Below are 12,895 nucleotides of genomic sequence, written 5' to 3'. Positions count from 1 at the left end.
ACAAATGTTTTTAGAAAACACAATAAATCACGCAAAACAAAGCGGCTGGATGGAGGTGATCTGCGGCTCAATGTTTTCGGGAAAAACCGAGGAGTTAATCCGAAGGCTGCGGCGTGCGGAAATGGCAGGGCAAAACGTAGAAATCTTCAAACCAAAACTTGATACACGCTACGCTGAAGAAGAAGTTGTATCGCATAATCAAAACAAAATCCGAAGCACCCCGGTGGACAGTCCTAATGAAATCTTGCTGTTGGGTTCAACCTGTGATGTGGTAGGGATTGATGAAGCACAGTTTTTCGATAATAGTATTGTAGAAATAGCTAATACATTGGCTAATAACGGAATACGTGTCGTAATAGCTGGCTTGGATATGGATTTCAAAGGTCGCCCTTTTGGTGCAATGCCCAACCTGATGGCCACCGCCGAATATGTAACAAAGGTACACGCCATCTGTAAAAGAACCGGTAACCTGGCGAACTATTCCATGCGGATTTCGGCGGGAAATGATTTGGTACAACTCGGAGAAACCGAGAGTTATGAAGCTGTAAGCCGCAAAGTCTTTAATGAAGAATTCCTGAAACGATGAACTATACAGCCCAGCAAATCGCAGCGTTGACAGATGCACAACTGGTTGGCAACGGTGAGCTAATTGTCAAATCTATCGCTTTTGACAGTCGAATAATCTTTTCATCGAAAAACACGGCTTTCCTGGCGATTAATACCAAGAAAAACTCAGGGGAAAAATACATTCCAGAGGTCATTGAAAAAGGTATTGAAATCATTATATCCGAAACAAAAACATCTGATGATGAAGGTATTACTTGGATTCTGGTAAATGATACCGTAAGGTTTTTACAAACACTTGCAAAAATCCATATTGACAGTTTCAACATCAAAACCATCGGTATTACGGGCAGCAACGGAAAAACCATCGTTAAAGAATGGCTTTACCAGAGCCTGTCTGATGAATATACTATTGTGAAAAGCCCAAAAAGTTTCAATTCCCGAATTGGCCTTCCAATCTCATTGTTGCAAGCCAATGAAAAGCATGAGATGGGCATCTTTGAAGTCGGTATTTCTCATCCAGGTGAAATGCGGTTACTTGCAGATATCTTTCAGCCACAGATCGGTATTTTCACGCATATTGGTTCCGCACACGAATCACATTTCAAAGACCAGCAGGAAATTATCAACGAAAAAATAATGCTTTTTGAGAGAAGTGAAGTTATTATATTCAATGGTGATAATCCATTAGTTTATAAATCTATAAGAGATCTATATTCCAGTAAAGGATTAATATCTTATGGCTTTGAAAATCACAATGATGTCTTCATTAAAAATGCTTCCCATGACGGAAATCTTGTTATATCGTGCTTCAATGAAGAATTTGAACTGAAGGCGCAGCAACGTGATGACGCCACGTTGTATAACGTCTTATGTGTGATCACTACCCTGAAAAAGCTAGGATTCAGCACAGCCAAGATCATTGAAAAAATCAACGCTTTGAAAGCGGTTGAAATGCGCTTGGAAAGTGTAAATGGTGTACGTAACAATTTGATAATTAATGATTCGTATAACCTTGATCTAGATTCCCTTAAAATATCCTACCAGTTCATCCAGGAATATAATAAACCTGATAAGAACCTGATTATCACGGACTTTATGGATGGTAAAAACCAAGAACAGCTTTATCAGCAAGTGTCGGAACTTACCAACCAGCAGAAATTCAACAGAACATTCCTCATCGGTACAGAAATTACAAAATACAAGAACCTGTTTGATGGGAAGGTTTATATTTTTTCTGATGTTAAGGAACTTATAGACAGTCATTTACTTAACCAAATTGAAAACGAGATCATTTTACTGAAAGGCGCAAGGAAGTTTGGTACCGACCGTCTGAAAGGGTATCTTGAATTGCAGAAACACGATACCGTCCTGGAAGTGAATCTCAACGCGATTATTCATAACATCAACATCCACAAATCTTTACTGAAGCCATCTACCAAAATGATGGCAATGGTAAAAGCATATTCGTATGGTTTGGGAGGCTACGAGATCGCAGAGTTTCTCCAGCATCATCATATTGATTATCTGGGGGTTGCCTATGCTGATGAGGGCGTAGCCTTAAGGAAAAATGGTATTTCTGTACCTGTTATGGTCATGAATCCCGAACAGCACAGTTATGAAAGCATCATTGATTATCAACTGGAACCGGAAATTTACAGTTTCCGTGTACTGAATTTATTTTACGAGCAACTCGTTAAGAAAGGTGTTGAAAAAGACTATCCGATACATATAAAACTTGAGACTGGGATGCATCGGCTCGGCTTTAAAACCCATGAATTGCCTGAACTTGTGCAGTATCTGGAGAAAATGGAGCTAAAGGTGGCTTCCATCTTCAGTCACCTTTCTTGCGCGGACGATCCTTCAGAAAATGCCTATACGCTGGAGCAGATAAAAATATTCAATGATAATGCATCATATCTATGCCAAGAGATTGGTTATGTACCGATATGCCATATCCTGAATAGTGCAGGTATCACATATTTTTCTGATCATCAGTTCGATATGGTCCGCATTGGTATCGGAATGATGGGTTTGTCAACAGATATAGAAATCAAAAAGCAATTGAGGCCGGTTGTTCGTTTTAAAACGGTCATTTCGCAGATTTCTGAGGTAAAACGTAATGAATCAGTAAGTTATAACAGAAGATATAAACCTCAGCAAGATACCAGAATCGCTACCCTGCCCGTTGGTTATGCCGATGGGATCCCAAGATTTATTGGGAATAAAGTAGGAAAGGTGGGCATCAATGGCAAACTTTATCCGATTGTGGGAACGATCTGTATGGACATGATGATGGTGGAGATTGGTGAAGACAACATCAATGAAGGTGACGAAGTGGTGATTTTCAACTCAAATCCTTCGCTGGAGGATTTTTCGGCGTATTGCAATACCATCCCTTACGAAGTGCTTACCTCCATATCACGACGTGTGAAGCGCGTTTACATTAAAGATTAATGAAAAAACTTTGGCTTTTTATAATTTTCCTGTGTTCGGTTTGTGTGTATTCACAGACACAAAATGTTCCTGGAAACCCAAAAAGGCCAAAGATAGGGCTTTCACTATCTGGCGGTGGTGCCAAAGGCTTTGCGCATATTGGTGTTTTAAAATTAATTGATTCATTGGGGGTCAAGATAGATTATATCTCTGGTACCAGCATGGGCGCCATTGTTGGCGGACTCTACGCATCGGGATATAGCGGCGAAGAAATCGAGAAAATCGTGATGGAAATTGATTTCTACAACATCATAGCCAATGAAAAAAGCCGTCAGGAGGCCACATTTTTCAACAAATCTGTAGATAAATACATCCTGAGTCTGCCCGTGAAAAACGGTAAGGTGAATGTACTACCAAAAGCCATCTCAACAGGGCAAAAAAACATCTATCTGCTAAAGGAACTCTTTAAGAATGTATCAACCATAGATGATTTCTCGAAGTTGCCCATTCCTTTTATGTGTGTAGCGACCAATCTGGAAAGTGGCAAGACTGAAATCTTCGAGAAAGGTGATCTGGTAAGTGCTATCATGGCCAGCTCTGCGTTCCCTTCGTTGATGGACCCTGTAAAAATCAATGATTCTCTGTATATCGATGGTGCAATGACGATCAATTACCCATCAAAACCTTTGAAAGATAAAGGTTTAGATATTGTAATCGGTGTGGATCTCAGTCAGGGACTTGCAAAAAGAGAGCAACTCTCCAGCGCTATTGATATCCTTAACCAGGTTATTGATTTCGGTATTCTGGCAGAAACCAAAAGACAGATCAATTACACAGATATTAGTATCCGCCCAGATCTGAACGGTTTCTCCGCTACCAGTTACGGAGATAAACGCGCTATTTTGGATTCGGGGTTTATTGCCGCAAAACGCTTTGTAAAGCCGCTTTCTTTATTACCTAAAAGAGAAAGGATCACCTTACGTGCGCCTAGCAACAACGTATATTCTAATGTGTATAAAATTGACAGTCTGGTAGTAGAAAACAACCATATTTTCGCTGAAAATTACGTACAGGGAAAGATGAATCTGCGTGTACCTTCGCTGCAAACTTATGGAAACATCAACCGTATGATAGACCGTCTGTATGCGACCAATAATTATACACTGATTAATTACGATATTCTACAGGTACACGATAAAAATTTACTTAAACTAAATGTTACCGAAGATGATACAAGGCTGTTCCTGAAGTTTGGCCTCCATTATGACGAAATTCTAAAAACCGGTTTGTTGCTCAATGTAACTGGTAAAAGATTATTATTCCGTAATTCCATTGTTTCATTAGACATTGTTGTGGGCGATCAGCCACGGTATTACCTCAATTACTTCATTGATAATGGTTATATCCCTGGCTTCGGTGTGTATGCATCAGGGATGTCTTTAGACCTCAAAAACCTTGACGATAACCTTTCTACGGAATGGAACTGGTTAAGGAATGAAGCATTCATACAATCGATTTGGCGCGATAAATATGCCATTGGTGCAGGTCTAAGTTATGATTATTTTGAATCGAGAACCATAGATCAGTCATCTTACAGTAATTTTACACATTCACTTAATGCCTTTGCCTTTATAAAAAGTGATACGCAAGATGATAAAAGTTTCCCTACGAAAGGTATTTTACTTAATGTAGAAGGTAAACTGTTGGATTTATTAAATGAAGAACAAGAAGGCCGCACATTTCAGGCTAAAATAACCTCCCAGTTGAACTTTCCTCTTCGCCCGAAACTCACTTATCAGCTACATTTATTCGGCGGCATCACAATTGGTGAAACGCTTTCACCATATTATCTTTACCGGATTGGCGGAATTTTTGGGCAGAATTTGGGGAATTTTGTAAAATTCGGTGGGTATCAGTTTGGCGCTTTAGATTCAGAAAACCTTCTTACGGCATCGAACAGTTTACAATACAATGTGTATAAAAACTATTTCGTTGATGCGTCATTTAATATGGCAAATATGTTTAATGATCTTGGCGTTGACGATATCTTACATGTTTCAGAATCTTCCTATGGCTTTACCGCAGGCTATAAATCTACGTTTGGACAAATAAAATTAAATTACAGCCGTTCTGTAAACCGACAAAACAACATCTTCAGTGTAATATTAGGACACTGGTTTTAATTATGATACATTTCTTTTTTGAAAATATCGAGGAAGTAAATTTTCCGACTGATACTATTTCATGGCTTAAAAATATTATCCTTACAGAAGAAAAAAAATTAGGCACTCTGAATTATATCTTTTGTGATGATGAGCATTTACTGAAGGTAAATCGTGATTTTCTCGATCACGATTATTATACCGACATCATTACTTTCGACTATGTGAAGGGCAATACCATCTCCGGTGATATTTTTGTATCTTTGCCGCGCATTTCAGAGAACACTGTAACCTTGCAAAAGGATTATGATTCTGAATTACTTAGGGTCTTAGCACATGGTATTTTACACCTCTGTGGGTATAAGGATAAATCTGCTCAGGAAAATACTGAAATGCGAGCCAAAGAAGATTTTTATTTAAATATTTACTTTAATGTTTCACGTGAAACATCTTAGCATTAATTAATGATTTTAGAAAAATACGACGTAATAGTAGTAGGCGCTGGCCATGCTGGCTGTGAAGCCGCTGCCGCTGCCGCCAACATGGGATCAAAGACTTTATTGATTACCATGAATATGCAGACCATTGGGCAAATGTCTTGTAACCCGGCCATGGGAGGCATCGCTAAGGGGCAAATTGTAAGAGAAATTGATGCCATGGGAGGCTACTCCGGCATTATCGCAGATATATCAGCGATACAATTCAAGATGCTTAACCTTTCCAAAGGACCCGCCATGTGGTCGCCACGTACCCAGAATGACCGGATGTTGTTTGCTGAGGAATGGCGTCTTGCTTTGGAAAATACACCAAACCTTGACTTTTTTCAGGATATGGTAAAAAGCTTGGTTATAGAAAATAATCAAGTGAGAGGTGTAGTTACTTCCCTTGGAATTAAAATTCAGGGAAAATCCGTCGTTCTTACAAACGGCACTTTCTTAAACGGCCTCATACATGTTGGTGACAAACAACTTGGCGGTGGACGGATGGGCGAACCGAAAGCTTTTGGTATTACAGAACAGTTAGTATCATTAGGTTTTGAAGCTGGCCGAATGAAAACCGGAACTCCACCGCGAGTGGACGGTCGAAGTTTAGACTACAGTAAAATGGAAGAGCAGGAAGGTGACATTAATCCACAAAAGTTCTCTTACACTGATACACCAAAATTAACCAAACAAAGGAGCTGTCACATAGTTTATACAAATGAAACGGTGCACGATATTTTAAGGGAAGGGTTTGATAGAAGTCCTATGTTTAACGGCACCATACAAAGCATTGGCCCACGCTATTGCCCGAGTATCGAAGATAAGGTCAATCGGTTTGCCGAACGCACGAGACATCAGTTATTCGTAGAGCCCGAAGGCTGGCAAACCGTAGAAATTTATGTGAACGGTTTCAGCTCTTCACTACCCGAAGATGTGCAAATTAAAGCGATGAAGCATATTCCAGGCTTCGAGAATGTAAAAGTTTTCCGCCCAGGATACGCCATTGAGTACGATTACTTCCCCCCTACCCAACTCTATCATACTTTAGAGACGAAATTAATCTCCAACCTATATTTTGCAGGCCAGATCAACGGAACTACAGGTTATGAAGAAGCAGCCGGACAGGGATTGATGGCAGGTATCAACGCACACAACAAAGTTCATGGCAAGGAAGAATTTATATTAAACCGTGATGAAGCCTATATAGGTGTTCTGATTGACGACCTTATTACGAAGGGTACGGAAGAACCCTACCGTATGTTTACCTCACGTGCAGAGTATCGTTTGTTACTGAGACAAGATAACGCGGATATCCGTTTGACTGAAAAATCACATAAATTAGGATTAGCCGATTATCAACGATTGGAAAAAGTTCAGAAAAAGATTTCCGGAAGTAATGAACTCGAAGAGATTTTGAAGGAAACTTCTTTAAAACCCGGAATTATCAACCCGATCTTGGCAGAAATCGAATCTTCACCTGTGGATCAGGCATATCGTGCCGCTCAGATCCTGACGCGCCCGAATATGACTCTCGAAAAACTTGAGAATATTGACTTAATAAAGGACAAAACCGCACATTTCCCATTTGAAGTTAAGGAACAGGCAGAGATCAATATAAAATACAAAGGCTATATTGAGAAAGAAAAAGAGAACGTATCTAAACTGAACCGTTTGGAAACAATCAGGATTTCTGAAGATTTCGATTTCAGTAAAATTTCCTCGCTGTCCTCGGAAGCCCGGCAAAAACTGAATAAGATTAAACCTAAAACCATTGCCCAAGCAAGCAGGATCAGCGGCGTTTCTCCTGCCGATATTAACGTATTATTGATTTATTTAGGAAGATAAAAAAGTGTTTCACGTGAAACATATATTTAAAGCATGAAAGTTAAAGATCATTTTCTTACACAGGAAACATTTGAAATCATACCAACCGAAATTGCCGGAATATTAAAAACCCATCCAATTCCGAATAATCTCGACAAGTATTATGAAAGTGAAAAATATATTTCTCACAACCAGGATAAAGGTTCATTAAAAGAAAAAATATATAAAAGATTTCAAAAGATAAACCTTAATTTCAAAAGAAATATCCTCGCCAATGAACTATATAAAAAAGCAGCAGTCTTGGATTATGGTTGTGGCGCTGGGGAATTCTTGAAATTCATAGAGGAAGATTTTACAACATTTGGCTTTGAACCCAATAAAACAGCGAGAGAGTATACAGCCAAAAAACTTACTTCTACAACATTAATAGAAGATCTTGAAGAACTTGAAAATGAAAGTTTAGACGCAATTACATTATGGCATGTATTCGAACACATTGAAGATCAGAAAATTAAATTAAATCAGTTTTATAATAAACTGAAATCCAATGGTTTATTGATAATTGCTGTGCCTAACTATACTTCGAATGACGCAAAGAGGTACAAAAAATACTGGGCAGCTTATGACGTTCCGCGGCATATCTATCATTTTTCAAAATCCGGAATGGAGCAAATGATGAACAATAAACAATGGAAAATCAAATATACACGTCCGCTAATATTGGATGCCTTCTATATTTCCATGCTCAGCGAAAAATATAAGAAATCACCCATTTTTTGGTTAAAAGGATTTGTTTTCGGAGCGATTTCTAATTTTAAAGCATCAAAAACTGGCGAATTTTCGAGTTTGATATACATAATCGAAAAAAATAGATAATTGATTTTTAACCTGTTTCTGAAGGTGAATTTTAAGCTAAATCTTTTAATTTTCTACTAAAAACAAAAGCCTGCAATCTGCAGGCTTCTATTTTTTTTTATTTATTTTAATTGTTGATCGCTTTCACTCCCGGCAATTGTTTACCTTCTAAACTCTCAAGCATCGCGCCACCACCAGTGGAAACATAACTTACCTTATCATCATAACCGAATTGTTTTACAAATGCTACACTGTCTCCCCCACCGACAAGTGAAAAAGCACCCAGTCTCGTCGCTTCCGCAATGCTGTCGCCTAACGCTTCGGTACCTGCCGAGAAATTAGGCATTTCAAAAACACCTACAGGTCCGTTCCACAAAATGGTGCGGGAGTTCATGATCACATCATGGAAAAGCGTACGCGTACGATTACCGACATCCATTCCCATCCATTCGTCTGGTATATCATAAATATCCGCCTCGCTGCGTGCCGCATCATTGCTGAACTCATCTGCGATTACCGTATCAACTGGCAAATATATTTTGACGTTCATGGCTTTCGCTTTAGATAAAATCTCTAACGCCAGGCTCATTTTATCCTCTTCAAGCAAGGACTTTCCGATGTTTCCGCCCAATGCACGGATGAATGTGAAAGCCATTCCACCACCGATGATTAAGTTATCAACCGCTGGCAGCATATTCTCAATGATTGTAATTTTACTGGAAACTTTCGAGCCACCCAAGATTGCTGTCACTGGTTTTTCGCCGCTTCCCAATACTTTTTCGATGGCTTCAAGTTCTTTTGCCATCAATAAACCGAAAAATTTAGTTTGTGGAAAAAACTGTGCGATGACCGCTGTTGAAGCATGTTCACGATGTGCGGTCCCAAAGGCGTCATTTACGTAAGCATCTGCATATTTCGATAGTTTCTCAGCAAAATCTACATCACCAGCTTCTTCCTCATTATAGAACCGGAGATTCTCTAACAGCAGGATTTCGCCTTCCTTCAGATCGGCAGACATTTGTGCCGCTTCATCACCGATGCAGTCTGCACAGAATTTTACGGGCTTACCCAAGATTTCTTCAATAGCGGGAACAATGTTTTTTAAAGAAAACTCTTCAGAGGGTTTGCCCTTTGGCCTGCCAAGATGCGTCATCAGGATGACGGAACCGCCATCATTCAGTATTTTCTCCACCGTTGGCTTTACCGCTTCAATACGCGTGGTATCTGTCACTTTCAGGTCGGCACTTTGGGGTACGTTAAAATCAACTCTCACAAGTGCTTTTTTCCCTTTGAAATCGAAATCGTTTATTGTTTTCATAAAATTCCGCTATTATTTTGTGTTACAAATTTACCAATTATTTGGCGCAATAAAAATTTAAAAGACTTTAAAATTCAACAATCCGCAAAGACTCATTTTATCGACATTATTTTTTTTTATTTAAAAAAAGAATTGAATGATGTTGTTGGTGTAAGCAGTTTTGGGGAGAAAAAAGCATGATGATTTTCAACACAGGAAATTGTTTTATACTTGATATTTAATCCACAATTAGATTAGCTGTAAATCAAATATTTATGTTATTTATCAACAATTGTTAGTAAAAGTTGGCTTTATATAAGGTTCATAAAATCTTTATGGAAAACAAATTGATTTCAGAGGTTAAACTTTTCTGAAGTTTTATTCCCAACATCCGAAAATTTTCTGCAAAAAGCATTTCTCTTCGATTACGAAAGCAAAACTTTAAGGAAGTTTTCCACATCAATTCACATGGCTTTGCACAATTATCCCCAACGTTTTGCGTAGGCATTCATTTTCTAACGAAGGATCAAAAGCTGTTCCTTGAAATTCGGGCTAAACGTTTATTAGATAAGGATTTTCGCAGGAAAGTAATTTTTTATTTTAATAATCTTAAATTTGTGAAGGCTGAAGGGCTTAAAATCTTATGTGATATGAAAAAAATCTGTATCGCCAGCGATCATGCAGGCTATGTGTATAAGGAAATTATTAAAAAACATCTCGCGGACCGCTATATTATCGAAGATTTTGGAACATTTTCTGAAGATTCTGTTGATTATCCGGATTTTGTACACCCCAGTGCCGCTTCAATCGAAAAAGGCAGCAATGAGCTGGGCATACTGATTTGTGGTAGTGGAAACGGCGTACAGATGACGGCAAACAAGCACCAGCGCATCCGTTGCGCACTGTGTTGGATGCCCGAACTTGCCGAACTTGCCCGTAAACATAACAACGCGAATATGATTTCGCTGCCTGCACGATTTATTGCGGCAGAACTCGCCATCGACATTGTGGAGAAATTTCTTTCCACCGATTTCGAAGGCGGCAGACACCAACTGAGGGTAGATAAAATCTCCTGTTAAGCGGTGATAATTACTAAATAAACAACTATGGCTAAACGCAAAAAATTTATTTCTCATAAAAATGACCAGAGATTGCAGGAAATAGGACGTCTCATCCTTAGGTTCATGAATGAGAGATCTACCAAAATACACAACTATAAGCAGATTGCCGACGGTATAGATTACCGCAATCCCCGACAGCGCGAACTCGTTATCCAGGCCTTGCACAAATTACTCGCCGCACAGCGTATTGAAGAGGTGCAGAAAGGCAAATACATCATCAACCTAAAAATTAACGATACCGTAACCGGCATCATCGACTTCAATCAGGCGGGTAATGCCTATGTAAGCGTGGAGGGGATGAAAGAGGATATTTTCATCCATTCTAAAAATGTAAAAGACGCGCTGCAAGGTGATCAGGTACTTATTGTAACCTATCATTTCAAAGGGAAAAAGCTCGAAGGCTCGGTATTAGAAGTTATCAAACGCAACCGAGAAGAATTTGTAGGAACCTTCCAACTGATAAACCATAAGGATTTTGGTTTCGTAGTCTGCGATAAAAAAACCATTAATACAGATATTTTCGTGCCTAAAGGTAAAATAGGCGGTGCGAAAGATGGGGATAAAGTGGTGGTAAAAATGGTAGAATGGCGACAGGGTGAAAAAAATCCTGAAGGCGAAATCGTGCGTGTTCTAGGGGCGCCCGGCGAACACGAAACTGAAATACATTCCATCCTTGCAGAATATGGCCTTCCCTACTCTTTCCCGGAAGAAGTTGAAAGAGAAGCTGAAGCGATTGACCGTGAAATCCGCGAGCAAGAAGTGGCCAAACGCCGTGATATGCGCGATGTCTGTACTTTCACCATCGATCCGAAGGATGCCAAGGATTTCGATGATGCTCTGTCAATACAAAAACTCGACAACGGAAACTGGGAAATAGGTGTACACATTGCCGATGTTTCGCACTATGTAGTACCGGGCACTTTGTTGGATGAAGAAGCTTACGACCGCGCCACATCCGTTTATCTGGTAGACCGCGTGGTTCCTATGTTGCCGGAAGTCCTTAGTAACGAAGTCTGCTCGCTGCGCCCGCATGAAGATAAATATACGTTCTCTGCTGTATTCGAGCTTGATGAGAATGCAGATGTAGTAAAAGAATGGTTCGGGCGAACTGTCATCCATTCCGACCGGCGTTTTACCTATGAGGAAGCGCAGGAAAGGATTGAAACCGGTACCGGAGACCTGGCCGAAGAAATCCTAGTGATGGACCGTCTTGCCAAAATTTTAAGGAAAAACCGCATCAACAATGGGGCAATTACCTTCGACCGGAGTGAAGTACGCTTCAACCTCGATGAAAATAATGAACCGATAGGTGTTTATTTTAAAATCAGCAAAGATTCTAACCATCTAATCGAAGAATTCATGCTGCTGACCAACCGAAAAGTTTCAGAATTTATCTCGCTTAACCGAAAAGGGCAGCCTACCGGGAATACCTTTATCTACAGAATACACGATGACCCGGATCCTACAAAACTGGAAGCGTTGCGCGATTTTGTCTCAACTTTCGGTTATAAAATGGATCTGGCCAATACTAAAAAAGTAGCGGAATCACTCAACCGTCTGCTAACCGACGTGAAAGGCAAAGGCGAAGAAAATATGATTGAAACACTCGCAATGCGCTCTATGAGTAAAGCCGTTTATTCCACAAATCCGATTGGGCATTATGGCCTTGGCTTCGAGTTCTATACACATTTCACCTCCCCTATCCGCCGTTATCCCGACCTTATCGCACACCGTTTACTGCAGCATTATTTGGATGGTGGTAAGTCCCCGAACAAAGAGGATTACGAGGAAAAAAGCAAACACTGCAGCGCGATGGAGCGTCTTGCGGCAGATGCCGAGAGAGATTCTATCAAATTTATGCAGGTGAAGTTTATGGAGAAACATTTAGGTGAAGAATTCACTGGTGTTATTTCAGGCGTAGCTGATTTTGGTTTCTGGGTGCAAATTCCTGAAAACGGTGCTGAGGGACTGATAAAGCTCCGCGACCTGATGGATGATTCTTATTCTTACGATGCCAAAAACCATCTGGTGCAGGGCGCCCGCACAGGCAACCAGTATCAACTGGGGGATGAGGTGAAAATAAAAGTGATGAAAGCCAACCTGATCCAGAAACAGCTGGATTTCAAGATCATAACCGAATAATAATTTTAATGA

General features: G+C 39.9%; 9 protein-coding genes. 8 read left to right on the top strand and 1 reads right to left on the bottom strand.

Annotated elements, in window-relative coordinates; genetic code table 11:
- The first annotated feature begins 4 nt into the window (after window positions 1–4).
- Genes CO230_RS11925 through CO230_RS11900 form a run of 6 tightly spaced genes read left to right on the top strand, consistent with a single transcriptional unit; the run spans window position 5 to window position 8,344 of the window.
- Window positions 5–586, top strand: a complete 582-nt coding sequence (locus CO230_RS11925) for a thymidine kinase (RefSeq protein ID WP_122028806.1) — start codon at window positions 5–7, stop codon at window positions 584–586.
- The gene (locus tag CO230_RS11920; RefSeq protein ID WP_122028805.1) at window positions 583–3,021 is read left to right on the top strand and encodes a bifunctional UDP-N-acetylmuramoyl-tripeptide:D-alanyl-D-alanine ligase/alanine racemase; all 2,439 of its coding nucleotides are present in this window, start codon (window positions 583–585) and stop codon (window positions 3,019–3,021) included. Before CO230_RS11925 ends, CO230_RS11920 begins: the two co-directional genes overlap by 4 nt.
- Window positions 3,021–5,183 carry a patatin-like phospholipase family protein gene (locus CO230_RS11915; protein ID WP_122028804.1) on the top strand — a complete coding sequence of 721 codons (2,163 nt, stop codon included), beginning with the start codon at window positions 3,021–3,023 and terminating at the stop codon, window positions 5,181–5,183. Before CO230_RS11920 ends, CO230_RS11915 begins: the two co-directional genes overlap by 1 nt.
- A gap of 2 nt (window positions 5,184–5,185) precedes the next feature.
- A complete protein-coding gene (gene ybeY, locus CO230_RS11910; protein WP_122028803.1) occupies window positions 5,186–5,617 on the top strand; it encodes an rRNA maturation RNase YbeY in 432 nt (143 codons plus the stop codon).
- A 9-nt stretch (window positions 5,618–5,626) separates the two neighbouring features.
- The gene (gene mnmG, locus CO230_RS11905; RefSeq protein WP_122028802.1) at window positions 5,627–7,489 is read left to right on the top strand and encodes a tRNA uridine-5-carboxymethylaminomethyl(34) synthesis enzyme MnmG; all 1,863 of its coding nucleotides are present in this window, start codon (window positions 5,627–5,629) and stop codon (window positions 7,487–7,489) included.
- A gap of 33 nt (window positions 7,490–7,522) precedes the next feature.
- Window positions 7,523–8,344 (top strand): methyltransferase domain-containing protein, encoded by an 822-nt coding sequence (locus CO230_RS11900; protein WP_122028801.1) that lies wholly within the window; start codon window positions 7,523–7,525, stop codon window positions 8,342–8,344.
- 106 nt (window positions 8,345–8,450) lie between these two features.
- Here CO230_RS11900 and CO230_RS11895 read toward each other — a convergent pair whose 3' ends face one another.
- Complete coding sequence (locus CO230_RS11895) at window positions 8,451–9,641, bottom strand: phosphoglycerate kinase (RefSeq protein ID WP_122028800.1); 1,191 nt, start codon at window positions 9,639–9,641, stop codon at window positions 8,451–8,453.
- A 629-nt stretch (window positions 9,642–10,270) separates the two neighbouring features.
- Between CO230_RS11895 and rpiB the strand changes: the two genes are divergently transcribed.
- Window positions 10,271–10,699 (top strand): ribose 5-phosphate isomerase B, encoded by a 429-nt coding sequence (gene rpiB, locus CO230_RS11890; protein ID WP_122028799.1) that lies wholly within the window; start codon window positions 10,271–10,273, stop codon window positions 10,697–10,699.
- Window positions 10,700–10,726: 27 nt separating this feature from the next.
- Window positions 10,727–12,883, top strand: coding sequence for a ribonuclease R (gene rnr, locus CO230_RS11885; protein ID WP_122028798.1), 2,157 nt, complete (start codon window positions 10,727–10,729; stop codon window positions 12,881–12,883).
- Window positions 12,884–12,895: the final 12 nt, after the last annotated feature.

It is taken from the genome of Chryseobacterium sp. 6424 (assembly GCF_003692615.1).
Classification (GTDB): Bacteria; Bacteroidota; Bacteroidia; order Flavobacteriales; family Weeksellaceae; genus Kaistella.
This window is presented reverse-complemented; position numbering and strand designations above follow the sequence as displayed.

Coding starts and splice junctions, on each gene's coding strand:
- CO230_RS11925 (WP_122028806.1), top strand. CDS start 5: ATGTTTTTAGAAAACACAATAAATCACGCAAAACAAAGCGGCTGGATG.
- CO230_RS11920 (WP_122028805.1), top strand. CDS start 583: ATGAACTATACAGCCCAGCAAATCGCAGCGTTGACAGATGCACAACTG.
- CO230_RS11915 (WP_122028804.1), top strand. CDS start 3,021: ATGAAAAAACTTTGGCTTTTTATAATTTTCCTGTGTTCGGTTTGTGTG.
- ybeY (WP_122028803.1), top strand. CDS start 5,186: ATGATACATTTCTTTTTTGAAAATATCGAGGAAGTAAATTTTCCGACT.
- mnmG (WP_122028802.1), top strand. CDS start 5,627: ATGATTTTAGAAAAATACGACGTAATAGTAGTAGGCGCTGGCCATGCT.
- CO230_RS11900 (WP_122028801.1), top strand. CDS start 7,523: ATGAAAGTTAAAGATCATTTTCTTACACAGGAAACATTTGAAATCATA.
- CO230_RS11895 (WP_122028800.1), bottom strand. CDS start 9,641: ATGAAAACAATAAACGATTTCGATTTCAAAGGGAAAAAAGCACTTGTG.
- rpiB (WP_122028799.1), top strand. CDS start 10,271: ATGAAAAAAATCTGTATCGCCAGCGATCATGCAGGCTATGTGTATAAG.
- rnr (WP_122028798.1), top strand. CDS start 10,727: ATGGCTAAACGCAAAAAATTTATTTCTCATAAAAATGACCAGAGATTG.